The sequence below is a fragment of the Pseudomonas sp. TNT2022 ID1044 genome (genome assembly GCF_028656895.1).
In the GTDB taxonomy this organism is placed as follows: Bacteria; Pseudomonadota; Gammaproteobacteria; order Pseudomonadales; family Pseudomonadaceae; genus Aquipseudomonas; species Aquipseudomonas reinekei.
Genome location: NZ_JAMDHB010000003.1, coordinates 36,087 through 52,258, shown reverse-complemented (window position 1 = coordinate 52,258; position 16,172 = coordinate 36,087). Strand labels below are relative to the sequence as shown.

At 62.4% G+C, this 16,172-nt stretch carries 14 protein-coding genes; 4 read left to right on the top strand and 10 right to left on the bottom strand.

The window, feature by feature from the left end; all coding sequences use genetic code 11:
- Positions 1–48 precede the first annotated feature (48 nt).
- Genes M5G20_RS05075 through lexA form a run of 4 tightly spaced genes read right to left on the bottom strand, consistent with a single transcriptional unit; the run spans position 49 to position 5,780 of the window.
- Positions 49–3,126, bottom strand: coding sequence for an error-prone DNA polymerase (locus M5G20_RS05075; protein ID WP_443218289.1), 3,078 nt, complete (start codon positions 3,124–3,126; stop codon positions 49–51).
- The gene (locus M5G20_RS05070; protein ID WP_273918205.1) at positions 3,123–4,538 is read right to left on the bottom strand and encodes a Y-family DNA polymerase; all 1,416 of its coding nucleotides are present in this window, start codon (positions 4,536–4,538) and stop codon (positions 3,123–3,125) included. The genes M5G20_RS05075 and M5G20_RS05070 overlap by 4 nt, the downstream gene beginning before the upstream one ends.
- 7 nt (positions 4,539–4,545) lie before the next feature.
- Entirely contained in the window at positions 4,546–5,163 is a 618-nt protein-coding gene (gene imuA / locus M5G20_RS05065) for a translesion DNA synthesis-associated protein ImuA (protein WP_150732748.1), read from the bottom strand.
- Complete coding sequence (gene lexA / locus M5G20_RS05060; RefSeq protein ID WP_212624734.1) at positions 5,163–5,780, bottom strand: transcriptional repressor LexA; 618 nt, start codon at positions 5,778–5,780, stop codon at positions 5,163–5,165. The genes imuA and lexA overlap by 1 nt, the downstream gene beginning before the upstream one ends.
- 208 nt (positions 5,781–5,988) lie before the next feature.
- On the opposite strand from lexA, the gene M5G20_RS05055 reads away from it, so the two are divergent.
- Positions 5,989–7,056, top strand: coding sequence for a phosphotransferase family protein (locus tag M5G20_RS05055; RefSeq protein WP_273918204.1), 1,068 nt, complete (start codon positions 5,989–5,991; stop codon positions 7,054–7,056).
- 45 nt (positions 7,057–7,101) lie between these two features.
- A complete protein-coding gene (locus tag M5G20_RS05050; protein WP_075944780.1) occupies positions 7,102–7,869 on the top strand; it encodes an SDR family oxidoreductase in 768 nt (255 codons plus the stop codon).
- Between the two features lie 67 nt (positions 7,870–7,936).
- On the opposite strand, the gene M5G20_RS05045 is transcribed toward M5G20_RS05050, so the two are convergent.
- The 6 genes from M5G20_RS05045 to M5G20_RS05020 all read right to left on the bottom strand — a co-directional run bounded on the left by M5G20_RS05045 (position 7,937) and on the right by M5G20_RS05020 (position 13,896).
- The gene (locus M5G20_RS05045; protein WP_170287965.1) at positions 7,937–8,161 is read right to left on the bottom strand and encodes a hypothetical protein; all 225 of its coding nucleotides are present in this window, start codon (positions 8,159–8,161) and stop codon (positions 7,937–7,939) included.
- A gap of 141 nt (positions 8,162–8,302) precedes the next feature.
- On the bottom strand, positions 8,303–8,554 hold the full coding sequence (locus tag M5G20_RS05040) for a DUF1652 domain-containing protein (RefSeq protein ID WP_273918203.1): 252 nt from the start codon (positions 8,552–8,554) through the stop codon (positions 8,303–8,305).
- 178 nt (positions 8,555–8,732) lie between these two features.
- The gene (locus M5G20_RS05035) at positions 8,733–10,232 is read right to left on the bottom strand and encodes a helix-turn-helix transcriptional regulator (protein WP_273918202.1); all 1,500 of its coding nucleotides are present in this window, start codon (positions 10,230–10,232) and stop codon (positions 8,733–8,735) included.
- A 99-nt stretch (positions 10,233–10,331) separates the two neighbouring features.
- Complete coding sequence (locus M5G20_RS05030; RefSeq protein WP_273918201.1) at positions 10,332–11,222, bottom strand: LysR substrate-binding domain-containing protein; 891 nt, start codon at positions 11,220–11,222, stop codon at positions 10,332–10,334.
- Between the two features lie 5 nt (positions 11,223–11,227).
- Positions 11,228–13,432, bottom strand: coding sequence for a xanthine dehydrogenase family protein molybdopterin-binding subunit (locus M5G20_RS05025; RefSeq protein WP_273918200.1), 2,205 nt, complete (start codon positions 13,430–13,432; stop codon positions 11,228–11,230).
- A complete protein-coding gene (locus tag M5G20_RS05020; protein WP_150732739.1) occupies positions 13,432–13,896 on the bottom strand; it encodes a (2Fe-2S)-binding protein in 465 nt (154 codons plus the stop codon). The genes M5G20_RS05025 and M5G20_RS05020 overlap by 1 nt, the downstream gene beginning before the upstream one ends.
- Before the next feature lie 118 nt (positions 13,897–14,014).
- Here M5G20_RS05020 and M5G20_RS05015 point away from each other — a divergent pair, with 118 nt between their 5' ends.
- Positions 14,015–14,905, top strand: a complete 891-nt coding sequence (locus tag M5G20_RS05015; protein WP_273918199.1) for a LysR substrate-binding domain-containing protein — start codon at positions 14,015–14,017, stop codon at positions 14,903–14,905.
- A 334-nt stretch (positions 14,906–15,239) separates the two neighbouring features.
- Positions 15,240–16,169 (top strand): amidohydrolase family protein, encoded by a 930-nt coding sequence (locus tag M5G20_RS05010; RefSeq protein ID WP_150732737.1) that lies wholly within the window; start codon positions 15,240–15,242, stop codon positions 16,167–16,169.
- Positions 16,170–16,172 lie beyond the last annotated feature (3 nt).

Sequence of the window (16,172 nt, the reverse complement as noted above, 5' to 3'; positions counted from 1 at the left end):
GTTTTCCATTTCAAATGACAAGCATTGGAGACATCGCTTCGCCACAGGTCAGTGGAAATCCCGGCTACGCACGCTGATGCCGTCCAGGAGTGGGCTCAGGTCACTCAAGCGTCCGGCAATCAGGTGGCGCACTTCGCCTTCCTTTTCCCAGCGGCCATCGACCTTGAGCAACTGCGAACCCACCAGTACCTTTCGCTGCCGGTCGGCCAGGTCGCGCCAGACCACCACGTTGACGTTGCCGAACTCGTCTTCCAGGGTGACAAAGGTCACGCCGCTGGCGGTGCCTGGCCGTTGTCGGCCGGTCACCAGCCCGGCGACGCTGACCGGGCGTCCATGCTCCACATCCAGCAGCTCCTTCGAACTGCGGCAGCGCCGGGCTTTCAGCTCTGCGCGCAGCAACGCCAGCGGATGCGGACCGAGGGTGGCGCCGAGGCTATGGTAATCGGCCTGCAGGTCCTCGCCGACGGTGGGTGTGGGCAGCACGATTGCGCCCTCCTCCTGACTCGGCAGACCGGCAAACAAACCGAGCTGTTTCTGTACCCCCGCGACCTCCCAGCGCGCCCGATGACGATCACCCGCCAGCCCGCGCAACGCACCCGCATCGGCCAGTTGTTCCTGGGCGCGGGCATCGAGTCGCGCACGCTCACCCAGGTCGGCGATGTCGGCAAACATGCCTGTGCAACGGGCCTCCTCAATACGCCGGGCATCGTCCTCACGAAAGCCCTTGATCATTCGCAGGCCCATGCGAATCGCCGGTTGCGCGCCAGTGACCGGCTCCAGGCTGCAATCCCAGTCGCTGGCACGCACGTCCACCGGACGAATCTGCAAGTGATGGCGACGCGCGTCCTGCAGAATCTGGTCCGGGCTGTAGAAGCCCATGGGCCAGCTGTTGATCAGGGCACAGGCGAACGCCGCCGGTTCGTGGCATTTCAGCCAGCAACTGGTGTAGGTCAACAAGGCAAAACTCGCGGCGTGGGACTCGGGAAAACCATAACTGCCGAAGCCTTTGATCTGCTCGAAAATCTGCGCGGCGAACTCGGCGCTATAGCCGTTTTTCTTCATCCCGGCCGCCAGCCGTTCCTTGTGTGGTTCGAGCCCGCCATGGCGTTTCCAGGCGGCCATGGAGCGGCGTAGCTGGTCGGCCTCACCGGGACTGTAGTCGGCGGCGACAATCGCGATCTGCATCACTTGTTCCTGGAACAGCGGCACGCCAAGGGTGCGCTTGAGCACCACTTCCAGTTCCGGCGACGGATAAACTTCAGGTTCTTCCTTGTTTCGCCGTCGCAGGTACGGGTGCACCATGCCGCCCTGGATCGGCCCGGGGCGCACAATCGCCACCTCGATCACCAGGTCGTAAAACGTCTTGGGCCGCAGCCTCGGCAGCATCGACATCTGCGCCCGTGATTCGATCTGAAACACGCCGATGGTGTCGGCGCGACCGATCATTTCGTAGGTGGCCGCATCTTCGGACGGGATCGTCGCCAGGCTCAGGTCGAGGTTTCGGTGGTGGCGCAACAGGTCGAAGCAACGACGAATCGCGCTGAGCATGCCCAGCGCGAGAATGTCGACCTTGAGCAGGCCCACCGCGTCGAGGTCGTCCTTGTCCCACTGGATGATGGTGCGCTCGGCCATGGCCGCATTTTCCACCGGGACCAGGCTGTCCAGCGGCTGCTCGGAAATCACGAAACCGCCCGGGTGCTGGGACAGGCGCCGGGGGAAACCGATCAGTTGCCCCGTCAGGCTCAACACCCGTCGCAGTACCGCGCTTTCGGGGTCGAAACCGCCCTCGAGCAAGCGTTCCACCGGTGGGGTTTCGTCGCTCCAGTGACCGCAGCAGTCGGCCAGGGCGTTGATCTGGTCCGGCGGCAAACCCAACGCCTTGGCCACATCGCGCACCGCGCCCGCCGCGTGGTAGGTGCTGACCACCGCCGTCAGCGCAGCGCGGGCACGGCCATAACGCTGGAACACGTACTGCAAGACTTCCTCACGCCGCTCGTGCTCGAAATCGACGTCGATGTCCGGCGGTTCATTGCGCTCCCTGGAAAGAAAACGCTCAAACAGCAACGTGCTGCGATCCGGATCGATTTCGGTGATGCCCAAGGCAAAACACACCGCCGAGTTAGCGGCGGAACCGCGTCCCTGACAGAGAATCTGCTGGTCACGGGCGAAACGCACGATGTCGTGGACCGTCAGGAAATAGCTTTCGTAACCCAGTTCGGCGATCAGCTCCAGTTCCTTGTCGATCTGTTTGAGCACCTCGACCTTCGGGCCTTTTGGCCAACGCCAGGCAATGCCCTTTTCTGTCAGATCGCGCAACCACGATGAGGCCGAATGCCCATTGGGCACCAGCTCCCGGGGATATTGATAACGCAACTGGCCAAGATCGAACGTGCAGCGTCGGGCAATGGCCAGTGTTTCGTCGAGCAAGGCTGGCGGATACAGACCGGAGAGCACGTCGAGGCTGCGCAGATGCCGTTCACCGTTGGGGTGCAGGCGCAGCCCGGCGTCGGCCACCGGCAAGTGATGGCGGATCGCGGTCATGGTGTCCTGCAAGGCCCGGCGTCCGCGCGCGTGCATGTGCACATCGCCGCTGGCCACCGGCGCAATCCGCAGTTCCCGGGCCAGGGCCAGCAGGTCGTTGAGACGCCGGGTATCGTCCTGGCACCGGTGCAATTGCACCGCCAGCCACAGACGATCGGCGAAAGCCTGCTGCAACCAGCGGCCCTGTTCGACATCATTGACCGCGTCGGGCACCCACAACGCCAACAGCCCCGGCAGCGGTTCGCAGAAATCCTCACGCCGTATTTGATACTGGCCTTTCTGCGTGCGCCGTCGGGCACGGGTGATCAGTCGGCACAGCGTCTGATACCCCTCGAGGTTCTCCACCAGCAGCACCAGTTTCGGCCCGTTTTCGATGCGGATTTCGCTGCCGATGATCAGCGGCAGCTCCACGGATTTCGCCGCTTGCCAGGCCCGGACGATACCGGCCAACGTGCACTCGTCGGTGATCGCCAAGGCCCGGTAACCCTGTTTTTTCGCCCGTTGAAACAGTTCTAGGGCGCTGGAGGCACCGCGCTGGAAACTGAAGTTCGACAGGCAGTGCAGTTCGGCATACCCGGCACTCATGCGAACCAGCCTTGCAGCCACAACGGACCGTCCTCGCCGACCACACGATAAGCCCAACCCTGCTGGCCGGCGCGGGTTTCGATCAGATAGTAGTCGCGGCGCACGTCATCACCGTCCCACCAGCCGGACTCGATACGCTCCGGCCCCATGAGGATGCGGGTCGAACCCTCATGCACGGTCAGCGGTTCGGTCAGCAGCCAGCCCGGGCGCTGCACGGTCGGGAATGCTGCGCAGGGCTGGCTGTCGGCACTGGCCTGCCACGCGCACTCGGGGCGGTGATCGGCCTGAAAGCGCAAGCCATGCACCGCCTCATCCCCCAGCCTTGCACGCAGGCGTTCGCGCAGTTGTTCCCAGGGCAAGGATTGCTGCGGGCGATCGTCGAACAGTTCCTGAAACTGCGGCACGAAGGCCGGCAAGTCTTCGGCGCGCAGGCGAAAACCGCGCACCGGCGCCTCGACCTGAACCTGCTCAAGCCGCCCCCGGGCCAATTCGAAGAGCATCGCCGGGTCGCGTTCGGCGCTGAGCAGACCGACCTTGATCACCGTGTCCGGCAATCCGGCGTGTTCCAGGTGCAGGTCGAAACGCTGCACGCCGCTGTCACGACCACAGAGAAACGCCGACAGGTCGCCGGTCAAGCGGCGCAATGGAAACAGCAAGGCCTGATGGGACTGCACATCGAAATTGAGTTCGATGCGCACATCGAAGCGATCCGGCGGCAGGTAGAACGCCAGCGCCAGCCGCCGTTGCCCGAGCAAGGTGTCCAGATGCCTGAGCACCCGGGCTTCGAAACGCCGGGCCAGGCTGTGCCGGGGCAAGGCCTGCACCTGGCTCAAGGTGCGCAGCCCCATGCGTGACAAGGCCGTGGCGACGCCGGCCTCCAGGCCAATGCGGTCGACGGGCATTTGCCCGAGGTGATACTGCAAGGCTTGATCATTGGGCACCACCAGGCCGTCATAGGCATTGGCCAACATTCGCGCCGCCGCCGGGTTGGGCGCAGCGACAATGCGGTGACGAAAGCCCAGTTCGCCAAGCTCCCGGCGCAAGCGTGCCTCGAATTGCGGCCAGTCGCCGAACAGGCCCAGGCTGGATTCGATTTCAAATACCAGGGCCCGCGGGTAATGCACGCTGACCTGGGAACTGAACCGATAGGCCCAGGCCGCCAGAAACTGCTGCCAGTGTTCAATGTCGGCGACGTCGTACTCCGCCGTGGCGAAACCTTTGCTCAGGGCCTGGGCGGCGCTCATGGACTGACCGGGGCGCAGGCCCAGCTCGCGTGCCGGACCGTTGACCGCTTGCAGCATCCGCCGCTGGGCCGGGCCGGTCAGCAGCGCCAGCGGCTCATCGGGGTCGGTGCGCTGACGCAATACCGCGTCCAGCGCCAATTGCGGGAAAAGGATACAAACCCAGCGCATGGCAACCTCAATGCCCTACGGCGAAAGCAATCGGCGCCGAACGGGCCAGCCCGCCGCGACACTTGAGCACGCGCAGTTGCGCCGGTTTGGCATCGATGGCGATCCGCAGCGCCGCAGGCGAAGGGTTGACCGCTTCACTGAGCGAGCGATAGGCGAAAGCCAGGGTCGAGCCGGTTTCCGCCGCCACCTGCAAACGGCGCAAGGCGCGGTCATCGGCCTTGTGCGGCCAGCACAGCACCGCGCCGCAACTGCCCGAACGCAGGCATTGTTCCGCGGCCCACAGCGCATCGCGCTCGCTGGCCTGGATGATCGACAACTGGCGCAGATCGACCCCGGCACTCTGCCAGGCCTGGGGATACGGCACGTACGGCGGCGCCACCAGCACGATGCGCTCGCCTGCCGCCGACAATCGCGCCAGCGCCGGCCACACCAGTTGCAGCTCGCCGACGCCCTGCCCGCTCAGCAGAATCTCGGTCAGCGCCGCCTCGGGCCAGCCTCCCGTGGGCAGCGCCGCATCCAGCGCGGCATGCCCGGTGGGTTGTGGGCTGACGGCCGGCGGCGCAGGCCGGCCCTTCCAGACCTGGCCACCATTGAACAGCGTATCCAGCGCAACGACGGCGCCCATCAGCCTTGCCTCACCAGGCCGCAGAACACCCCTTCGATAGCGAGGTCGCGGTCGGCTTCGACGATGATGGGCTGATAGGCCGGGTTGCGCGGCAACAGCCGAACCGTGTCGCCGACCCGCTCGAAGCGCTTGATGGTGACTTCGCCGTCGAGGCGCGCCACGACGATCTGGCCATTGAGCGCTTCGGGATTGCGGTGCACGCCCACCAGATCGCCGTCGAGAATGCCGTCCTCGATCATCGAATCCCCGCGCACCCGCAGCATGTAGTCCGGCACCCGGGAAAAGATCGACGGATCGAGCAGCAAACGGCTATGAATGTCGGCATCGGCCCCGATCGGCGCACCCGCCGCCACGCGGCCGAGTACCGGGATGTCGAGCAACTCGGGGCGCGGCGGTTGCCCGATCAGGCGAATGCCCCGGGCCTGATTCGGGTTGACCTCGATAAACCCGGCTTCGGTGAGCGCCAGCACATGCTTGCGCGCCACGCTGCGGGAGGCGAAGCCGAACGCCTCGCTGATTTCGGCGAGGCTCGGGGATTGACCGTGCTCCGCGATGCGCTCGCGGATAAAGGTCAGGATGGCGGTACGGCGGGGAGTCAGATGGGTCATGGAGTACATTTGTACTCTTTTGCCATTTTCCTGGCAAGGACTTGTAGGAGCTGTCGAGTGAAACGAGGCTGATCCGATGTCGGTGCATACACATCAGGATCACTGATTATCCGGCAACACGCTAACCTATAAGACCGTGTCGCGCTTGTGGCTCCCAAGGCGCACCATTAGATTAGTCAATGATGTCTGGCCTCCAAAATAAGCATAAGGGATAAGCATGGCGCTTACTGACCAGTCCACCCGTATCCGTACCGGCGAAGAACTCGATGCCAGCCTGATCGATCCATACCTCAAGGCCCACATTCCGGGATTGAGCGGCTTGCCGCAAATCAGCCAGTTCCCGGGCGGTGCGTCGAACCTTACCTATTTGCTGGAATACCCCGGGCAGGAGTTTGTCCTGCGTCGGCCGCCGTTCGGCCACAAGGCCAAATCCGCCCATGACATGGGCCGCGAATTTCGCATTCTCAATCAATTGCGCGAAGGTTTTCCGTACTGCCCGAAAGCCTATGTGCACTGCACCGACGAATCGGTGATCGGCGCCGAGTTCTATGTGATGGAGCGGGTCAACGGCATCATCCTGCGCTCGGAACTGCCACCGGAACTGGGGCTCGATTCAGCGAAAACCGAAGCCCTGTGCAAGAGCTTCATCGACAAGTTCGTCGAGCTGCACCAGGTCGACTACAACGCTTATGGCCTGGGCGACCTCGGCAAGCCTGAAGGTTATGTCGCGCGGCAGATCAAAGGCTGGAGCGACCGCTACGAAAAAGCCCTGACCCCCGATGCGCCGCACTGGGACGTGGTCAAGGCCTGGCTCAACGACAAGATGCCGGCCGATCACCCGACCTCCAGCATCGTTCACAACGATTACCGCTTCGACAACGTCATCCTCGACCCGAATAATCCGATGCAGATCATCGGCGTGCTCGACTGGGAACTGACCACCCTCGGCGACCCGCTGATGGACCTGGGCAACACCCTCGCCTACTGGATCGAAGCCGGGGACCCGGCGCCAGTTCAGATGATGCGCCGTCAGCCGAGCCACGCCCCGGGCATGCTGACCCGCCGCGAGTTCGTCGACTACTACGCCCAGCGTTCCGGCATCCAGATCGACAATTTCGATTTCTACTACACCTACGGCCTGTTCCGCCTGGCCGGCATCGTGCAGCAGATCTACTACCGCTTTTACCATGGCCAGACCCAGGACAAACGCTTCGCGCAATTCATTCACATGAACAAATTGCTGGAGCAGATGAGCTTGCAGGTCATCCAGAAATCCAGCCTCTGACGCCGCCTTTGGCCCCATAACAAGACTTCATTACAAGGGAATCCCATGTCCAAGACTCAGTTGTTCGACCTCGACGGCAAAATCGCATTCGTCTCCGGCGCCAGCCGTGGCATCGGTGAGGCCATCGCCAAACTGCTGGCCCAGCAAGGCGCCCACGTGATTGTCTCGAGCCGCAAGCTCGACGGTTGCCAGCACGTGGCCGACGCGATCATCGCCGCTGGCGGCAAAGCCACCGCCATCGCCTGCCACATTGGCGAAATGGAACAGATCAGCCAAGTGTTCGCCGGGATCAAGGAACAGTTCGGTCGCCTGGACATTCTGGTCAACAACGCCGCAACCAACCCGCAGTTCTGCAACGTGCTGGACACTGACCTCGGCGCGTTCCAGAAAACCGTCGACGTGAACATTCGCGGCTACTTCTTCATGTCGGTGGAAGCCGGCAAGCTGATGCGCGAAAACGGTGGTGGCAGCATCATCAACGTCGCTTCGATCAACGGCGTTTCGCCGGGGATCTTCCAGGGCATCTATTCGGTGACCAAAGCGGCGGTCATCAACATGACCAAGGTCTTCGCCAAGGAATGCGCGCAGTTCGGCATCCGCTGCAACGCGCTGCTGCCGGGTCTGACCGACACCAAGTTCGCTTCGGCACTGGTCAAGAATGAGGCGATCCTGAACACCGCCTTGCAGCAAATCCCGCTCAAGCGCGTAGCCGACCCGAGCGAAATGGCCGGCGCCGTGCTGTACCTGGCCAGCGACGCCTCCAGCTACACCACGGGCGTTTCGCTGAACGTGGACGGCGGCTTCCTGTCCTGATGGTCCAGACAGCACAACTGCCTGTGGGAGCGAACTTGCCCGCTCCCACAGGTTATGTGTGTTTTGTCTACTGGGTGATACAGCGAGTGGTCGTGGTGACGCGAGTCACCTCACCATTTTCGCCACGCACATCGCCCATGACATCGGTTTTATCCAGGGTCTGGCAGGTACGCTCAGGTGGCGGCGGTGGGGTGACCGGTGGAGGTGGCGGTGGACTGGCGCAACCACCGAGGATCGCTACGCAGAATGCCAGCGACAGTGGTGTACAAACGCGTTTCCCAAGATTTTTCATAGGTTGACCCGCGATAAGTGATCGACACTTTTTTGTGACAACAAAACCTGCGCGCGAAATCCACAGACCTGTCACAAAAAAATTATTCGCGTATCACTTATAGCCCAATCGGTGACCAGGGCCATGAAAACCTGGCAGTTCTTACATCACTGGATCGGGACGATGCAGGGTATTGCTTTCCATTTCGTAGCGTAATTCTTCAATCAGCGCCGCCGCCGCTTCGGCCGATTGCAGCTTTGCCATGTTCAAGCCACTGACCACCAGGTCCACACGCCCCGAAACCGGGTGGTAGAGCTTGACCGTCAATGAGTGATCGCCGGAAATGCTGCACTCACAGGCCAGCGGTGAAAAACCGTGTTCGATCAGGGTCCGCAGTTGGGCCAGCGTCATCATTGCGATTGACCCTGGCGGTGTAAATCGTGGTGTTGCAGATTCATCAGGCCGTTCCTTTAGCGATTTCGAAGGAGACAGGCAGGCGATCCGCGAACACCTGCCCTCCTCCAACAGCCTAAAAGCCGCGGCAATCGGCCAACACATGAAATTGCACCCCGCTATCTAGTGCATTTGCACCTTAACGTTGCCCTTTATTTCGCCCGGCTCCGGCAAACAGTCCTCGCTCGCGCGCCCAGACGATCGCTTCACTACGGCTGTGCACATCCAGCTTGGAGTACACCGTTGCCACGTGATTTCGTACGGTATTGGGCGCCAGTTTCAGGCGTGCGGCGATTTCCTTGTCGGCCAGGCCTTCGCAGATCAGGCCCAGTACATCACGCTCCCGCGCCGTCAGGTCGGTGAAGGAAATGCTGGGCAATCGCGGTGAATTGACGCTCTTCACGTTGGCCAGCTTTTCAATCAGCGTGCGGCTGAACCACGAAGCGTCTTTCATCACTTCTTCAATCGCCGCTACCAGTTCCAGTTCGGTGCGCTTGCGCTCGGTGATGTCCATCAACACCAGCAGATAGCACGGCTTGTCCTGAATGTTCACGGTGTCGGCGGACACCGCGCAATCAATCAGTCCGGTGTCTTTCTTGCGCACACGAACATCGATGCGATCCAGGCTTGCGGTTTTCTCCAGCGCCGAGAACAGCCGCGTTCGGGCATTCTTGTCTTCGAAGAAATCGATCTGCGCAATGCTCTCGCCCAAGACCTCTTCACCGGGGTAACCGAGCGTGTCGAGAAACGCCTCGTTGACATCGAGCACGATCTGATCAGCCGCGCCGCACAGCAGAATGGGCACCGGGGATAGGCGAAAGGCTTTGGCGAAACGCTCCTCGCTCTGGCGCAAGGCAACTTCCACCTTGTGCCGCGGTTCCATGTCGACGAAGGAAAACAACATGCAAGGCTCATCGTTGAGTTCAAGGGGTTGACCGGCGACGATCACTTGTTTGCCTGTGCCATCAGCCATGCGCAACTCGGCCTGCATTTGCGGGATGGTGGTCCCTTCGCGCAGGCGCTGTTTGGCCAACGCCTTGTTTTCGGCCTGCTCCAGCACGTCCAGCTCGTAGGTGGACGTGCCGATCACCTGATCACGGGTAAAACCGGTCATTTCAAGGAAGCCCGGATTGACCTTGATGTAACGCAAATCACTGAGACGACAGATCACCGCCGGCGCGGGGTTGGCGGAGAAAGTTTTTTCGAAACGGTGCTCGGCGCTGGCCCAATCGGTGACGTCGTCCATGATCAGCACCAGGGATTCCGGCTCGCCTCGGCTGTCGGCCAATACCAGGCTGCGCACGCGGTGCACCCAGTTGCGTTGCGCCTGGTCCTGCGCACAGGTCAGCTCGACCAGCACGTCGCTGAAGGTCTCACCCCGGGCAACGCGGTTGATGGGGTAGCTGTCGACCGGCACCACATGGTTGTTGCGGTAGCGCAGGGCAAAACGCTTGGCGTAGGCCCCGGCATTGCCGCCGAGGTCACTGACCTGTTCGACGCCGTGCATGGCCAGTGCCGCATCATTGGCCCAAAGGATGCTCTGATCGGGGTCAAGCACGATGACTCCGTCAGACAGCCCGGCGATGATTTGCTGCAACTGGCGGCGATTGGTTTCGGTACTCGGGACGTCCTGGCTCATTGGGGCTCCACACGTGTTATGACCCTGTGAAGACTACGACCGCTGGCGTCTCTGATCGTGCGAAGAGCCTGTGGGCTTGCCCGCACACAGGTACAGCGTCTACCGGGCGTCCTGCAGCACCAACTCACGCAACGTATCGAGAAACAGTTTGAGCACCGGTGAGTCGTCGTCCGCGCGGTACGTGGCGTACAGCGGCACTTCCGGCAACGCCGGGGTCAGGCGTCGAAACACCAGGCCTGCCGGCGCCAGTTGCTCGATGGACGCCGGCAGCAAGGCCACGCCGAACCCCGCGCGCACCAGGCTGAGCAAGGTTTGCACCTCGATCACCTGCTGACGGATCTGCGGGGTGAACCCGGCCTGGATGCAGCACTGGAACAGAAAATCGGCGAACCGCGATTGCTTCAGTTCCAGGGCGACAAAAGGCTCCTGCGCCAGATCCGCGGGGGCCAGGGTTTCTCGATTGGCCAGTGGATGATCAACCGGCATGACCACCCGGATCGGCTCGTAGATCAGCAGTTCGTTGCGCAACTGCGGATCGTCATAGCCGACCCGGAACACACAGGCATCGATGCGTTTTTCCTTCAACGCCTTGACCTGCGCCGCCGGGGTCATTTCGTGCAGTCGCCAGTTGACCTGCGGATAGCGCTCGCGAAACAGGTGCAAGGCCCGAGGCAGCACACCGACCATGACCGAACTGATCATGCCGATTTCCAGTTCGCCCAGCTGGCCGCGGCCGGTCTGACGCGTCAGGTCCAGCGCGCGGTTGAGCTGTTCGAACACCAGCGGCGCCTGTTCCTTGAGCATCTGCCCGGCGGCGGTCAGTTCGACCCGGTGGTGGCTGCGCTCGAACAACGGCGTGCCCAGTTCCTCCTCCAGCAGGCGAATCTGTTGGCTCAGCGGTGGCTGGCAGATGTGCAGCCGGGTGGCGGCGCGACCGAAGTGCAGCTCTTCGGCCAGCGCCATGAAGTAACGCAGCAAGCGCAGGTCCATGCCGGTCAGCCCAGGCTCAGTGGTGTGGAGCGCTGACGCACCCCGGTCAGACTGAACAAGGCGTTGGCGATGGCCGGGGCCACCGGCGGGCTGCCGAGTTCGCCGACGCCACCGGGTTTGGCCGGTTCGCCGTCGACGAGCAGGATGTCCACCGCCGGCATGTCCGACATGCGCGGCACCCGATAATCATGGAAGTTGCTCTGCACCACCCTGCCCTGTTTGATGTCCAGTTGATCGAACAAGGCATGACCGAGGCCCCACATCAGGCCACCGTAGATCTGCTCTTCGACACCACCGGGCGACACCGCCAGGCCGCAATCGACCACGCACGTGAGCTTGTCGACCTTGATCGCGCCATCCTGCATTGACAGGCGCGCGACCACGGCGATGAAACTGGTGTAGCCCTGATTGGTCGCGATCCCCAATGCCGTGCCCTCTGGCAACGGCTGGCCCCACCCGGCGCGTTCGGCGGCGCTTTTGAGCACGGCGACATGCCGTGGCCGGTCGTGCATATGGGCCAGGCGAAAGGCCAACGGGTCTTGCCCGGCGCCGTGGGCCAGTTCATCCATGAAGCTTTCCACGGCGAACACATTGGGGATGAAGCTCACCGAGCGATACCAGCCGCTGGGCACGTCGCTTTCATGCTTGACCCAAACCAGGTCGAGGTTCGCCGGCCGATAGGCGAAGTCCCAGGCGGTGATGGCTTCGGTGGTGCTGTAATCCATCTTGTCCGGACGCTCGAAGTAACCCGGCTCCCATTGTTCCGGCGAGGCTGGCGACACCGCGTTGAGCTGCAACGCGGTCAGCCGCCCCTGTTTATCCAGCGCACCTTTGACCCGGTGCAGCGTGGCCGGGTGCATGAACAGTGAGCGCATTTCGTCTTCGCGGCTGTTCATCAGTTTCACCGGCACTTTGGCTTGTTGCGCCAGATAGGCCACTTCGAACAACCAATACTTGGCCTCCCGCGCACCGAAGCTGCCGCCGGACACCATTTCGTTGATGGTGACGTTGTCCTTGGCGATCTTGCACACGGTTTGCGCCGCCTCCAGTGCCGAAGACGGCACCTGCACACCGCCCCAATACGTGATGGCGTTGTCCTTGACCTGCGCGGTGATGCAGATCGGCTCGAGCGGATTCTGCACTTTGTACGGCATGCGGTAATCGGCTTCGAGCAGCTGGGCGGCGACCGGCCATTGCGCTTTTACATCACCCGCCGCCATGGCGGACACCCGCTGCGCGCCTTTGTCGTCCAGCGCTGCCAACTGGGCCTTGACCAGTTCATCGCTGTCGAAATCGGCCAATGGCGATTCGCTCCATTGCACCTTCAGCAGCGCCCTGCCCTGATGCGCCGCCCAATAATTGTCGGCCAGCACCGCCACGCCTTCGACGTTGCCACCGAGCACATCCGGCCGTCCCGGCACCGCAAGCACCTTGCGCACGCCAGGCACCTGCAACGTCGCCGCAGCATCCACCGACAGCACTTTCGCCCCGACCACCGGCGTGCGCTGGATGACCGCCACCAACATGTCCGGGAGCACGACGTCGATGCTGTACTTGAAGCGTCCGCAGACCTTGGCCTGGGCGTCGCGCTTATGCCGCAGTTTGCCGATGTACTGGAACTGCGCCGGGTCCTTGAGCGTGACCTTGGCCGGTGCCGGCAGGTGTGCGGCAACGCCCGCCAGTTCGCCGTAACCGAGGCTGCGTTTGCTCGCCACATGAACCACCCGGCCTTCGTCGGTGCTGCAGCTGTCGGGGCTGACTTTCCACTGCCTGGCCGCCGCCGTGATCAGCAACGCCCGGGCCGTGGCGCCAGCCATGCGCAGGCGGTCGTACTCCAGCGACACACTGGTGCTGCCGCCCGTGGAGAAGACTTTCCAGATCGGATGAATGTAGGTGTCGAAAAACGGATCTTCCGGCGAGATCACCTGCACGGTCATCGGGTTGACGCCCAGTTCCTCGGCCACGCAAGCCGCCAGAGCCGTGTGTGTGCCGGTGCCGGAATCGTGCTTGTGCACCACCAGTTTCACCGTGCCGTCGGGCAGGATCCGCACCCAGGCGTTGGGTTCGAATTCGCCTGTCGGTGCCGGGGCTTTCGGGTTCGTCGCAGCCAGGCCCGAAGGCAGGTAAAACGCAATCGCCAGACCGCCAGTCACGGTCGCGGTTTGCTTGAGAAAGACACGCCGCGAGAGATTGACCCGGGAGTTCATCATCACGCCTCCTTCGACGCGGACGCCGCGCGCTTGATCGCTTTGTTGATGCGCCCGTACGTACCGCAACGGCACAGGTTGCCGGACATGGCATTGCGAATCGAATCGTCGGTGACCGCCGCGCCGGTGTTGAGCAGCGCGGCGGCGGACATGATCTGACCGGATTGACAGTAACCACATTGCGGGACATCTTCGGCTACCCACGCCAATTGCAGCGGGTGCTGTTCAGTCGCCGACAAGCCTTCGATGGTGGTGATGCTGTGGCCCGCGACGGCAGCGACCGGGAGCTGGCAGGAGCGCACTGCGACGCCGTCCAGGTGCACGGTACAGGCACCGCACAGGCCCATGCCGCACCCGAACTTGGTGCCGGTGAGTTTCAAGTGGTCACGCAACACCCATAACAAGGGCATGGAGGGCGATGTCTCTACCAGCTCGTGTCGTTCGCCGTTTACCGTGAATTCGATCATTGTCAGGCTCCAAGAGAGCGGCCCGTCTTTGTGCAGGCCTGGTGATCGATTATTGGAAGCCTTGTGAAAACGGGGCCAGCGACGATTTCTGCCATCCTGTGTAAGTAGGACTAACAGCATGTACAAGCGATACCCGTCGGTGCAGTCCATGAACGCCTTTATCCAGGCGGCGCGCAGCGGCAGTTTCTCCAGCGCGGCGCGCAAGCTCGATCTGACCCACAGCGCCATCAGCCAGCAAATTCGCGCCCTTGAAGACTTCATCGGCCAGCCGCTGTTTGTGCGCGAAGGCGGCGGCAGCAACCTGACCGATGCCGGGCAACTGTTCGCCAGTGTGCTGTCCGACGGCCTGGCGCAGATCGACCGGGCACTGTCTTCAGTGAAAAACCGCAGCGTGGCGCAACGCCTGACCCTGGATGTCGACAGTGAACTGGCCCAGAGCTGGCTCAACCCGCGCTTGCCACAACTGCTGGATCTGTTGCCCGATCATGAGGTGGTGCTGTTGTCGATGCCGCGTTCGGACCGCAGCGCGTTCGAGCGTGTGGACCTCGCCTTGCGCTACGGTTATGGCGATTGGGAAGACTGCGAGATGACGCAGATTTGCGGCGATCGGGTGATGGCGGTGGCGTCGCCGGCACTGCTGGAGCGCTATGGTTTGCAGTTGCCGTTGAGTCCGCAGCAGATCCTTGAATTGCCTCTGTTGGGCTACACGAGACGGTCGTGGATTCCATGGCTGGATGCGGCCGGCATGCCACCGAACGAACCACCGCCGCGGGTGGTGTTTGATAACGCGGCGAACCTGATTGCAGCGGCCGAGGCCGGTGTCGGTGCCGGGCTGGTGCGTGGTTTGCTGGCGGCGGATGCGTTGCGCAGCGGGCGGTTAGTGGCGCTCAACGAGGCGCAGATTGCCGCGCATTACAACCTGTATGCGGTATGGCCGCCGGGGCAAGTCGAACGGGTGGCGCCGGTGGTTGAGGCGGTCAGGCAATTGGCCTTGCTTACACAACACTGACGCCATCGCTGGCAAGCCAGCTCCCACAGGTTTTTGTGGTGTGCAACAAATTGGGTTATCACCATCGATCACTGTGGGAGCTGGCTTGCCAGCGATGAGGCCCGCCCAGTCAACACAAAACCATATCGAACGCATATCAACCCCTCGCCCAATTAATATTGTACGAACCCGACACCCCCTTCCAATACTTCCCCCCAAGCAGCCAGCGTCCCGAGCCGGATGCGACCAGGCGAGGGAATGCGTGAGTCTTTGCGCATAGAAATGGCCGATTGCCCGGGACGTGGCTGCTGTGAACCGCAAGGTTCCCTTCCCCGCTATCAGGAGATCGACTTCAATGATCATCGATATCAGCTGCTATCCCACCGATCTGGTGGACCTCGCCTGGAGGCATGACGGTGACCCGTTCACCGGCGAGCGTCTGCTGGAGATGATGGATGGCCCGTACATGGTCAACGGCAAACCTCGCCGCATCGACAAAGCCTTCATCCAGCCCCCGCAGGGCAACACCATTTACACTTGGACCGACGGCGACCTTAGCGGCCGCGAGTCCATCGACGCCTACATGGCCTACACCCTGAAAATGGTCCAGACCTACCCGGACCGTTTCATCGGCTGCTTCGTCTACAACCCGCGCTGCGGCGTGGAAAACGGCGTCGAGGCGATCGAGCGCTACGTCAAGGAACACGGGTTCAAGATGGTCCAGATGCAGGCCAACATGCATGCCTACCGTCCCGACCGCGCCCTGGACTGGGTGCGCCCGGCCTTCGAAAAATGTGCCGAGCTGGGTATCCCGGTCAAGCTGCACACCGGTGACGGGCCTTACAGCATCCCGTCGGAATGGGTGCCGATGATCAAGGAGTTCCCCAACGTCGATTTCATCATGGCGCACTTTGGCGTGCAGACCGGCGGCGTCTACGTGTTCGAACCGATGCAATGGGCGATGGAGCTGCCCAACGTCTACTGCGAATCGGGCTGGTGCCTGCAATCGCGGATCGTTGAATTCGCCAAGGTCCTGCCGACGCACAAGATCCTGTTCGGTACCGACACCCCGCCGAACGAGCCGGGCATGTGGCTGCGCCTGCTGGAGGTGTTGTGCCACGAGCCGCCACAGGGTTTGAACCTCGACGAAGACACCCTCGAAGAGTACCTGGGCAACAACACCGCACGGATGATCGGCCTCGAACCGACCCCGCCGCCGCGTTCCGTTTCCGAAGCAGAGGCGCAACTCAAGCGCCCCGTCACCACGCAACTGGCCAGGAGCTGAACC

What these genes read in the sequence shown, in the direction of transcription:
- M5G20_RS05015 (WP_273918199.1), top strand. Translation starts at nt 14,015, where the DNA reads ATGTACAAGCGATACCCGTCGGTGCAGTCCATGAACGCCTTTATCCAG.
- M5G20_RS05035 (WP_273918202.1), bottom strand. Translation starts at nt 10,232, where the DNA reads ATGAGCCAGGACGTCCCGAGTACCGAAACCAATCGCCGCCAGTTGCAG.
- M5G20_RS05050 (WP_075944780.1), top strand. Translation starts at nt 7,102, where the DNA reads ATGTCCAAGACTCAGTTGTTCGACCTCGACGGCAAAATCGCATTCGTC.
- M5G20_RS05055 (WP_273918204.1), top strand. Translation starts at nt 5,989, where the DNA reads ATGGCGCTTACTGACCAGTCCACCCGTATCCGTACCGGCGAAGAACTC.
- M5G20_RS05010 (WP_150732737.1), top strand. Translation starts at nt 15,240, where the DNA reads ATGATCATCGATATCAGCTGCTATCCCACCGATCTGGTGGACCTCGCC.
- imuA (WP_150732748.1), bottom strand. Translation starts at nt 5,163, where the DNA reads ATGGGCGCCGTCGTTGCGCTGGATACGCTGTTCAATGGTGGCCAGGTC.
- M5G20_RS05070 (WP_273918205.1), bottom strand. Translation starts at nt 4,538, where the DNA reads ATGCGCTGGGTTTGTATCCTTTTCCCGCAATTGGCGCTGGACGCGGTA.
- M5G20_RS05040 (WP_273918203.1), bottom strand. Translation starts at nt 8,554, where the DNA reads ATGATGACGCTGGCCCAACTGCGGACCCTGATCGAACACGGTTTTTCA.
- M5G20_RS05025 (WP_273918200.1), bottom strand. Translation starts at nt 13,432, where the DNA reads ATGATGAACTCCCGGGTCAATCTCTCGCGGCGTGTCTTTCTCAAGCAA.
- M5G20_RS05020 (WP_150732739.1), bottom strand. Translation starts at nt 13,896, where the DNA reads ATGATCGAATTCACGGTAAACGGCGAACGACACGAGCTGGTAGAGACA.
- M5G20_RS05045 (WP_170287965.1), bottom strand. Translation starts at nt 8,161, where the DNA reads ATGAAAAATCTTGGGAAACGCGTTTGTACACCACTGTCGCTGGCATTC.
- lexA (WP_212624734.1), bottom strand. Translation starts at nt 5,780, where the DNA reads ATGTACTCCATGACCCATCTGACTCCCCGCCGTACCGCCATCCTGACC.
- M5G20_RS05030 (WP_273918201.1), bottom strand. Translation starts at nt 11,222, where the DNA reads ATGGACCTGCGCTTGCTGCGTTACTTCATGGCGCTGGCCGAAGAGCTG.
- M5G20_RS05075 (WP_443218289.1), bottom strand. Translation starts at nt 3,126, where the DNA reads ATGAGTGCCGGGTATGCCGAACTGCACTGCCTGTCGAACTTCAGTTTC.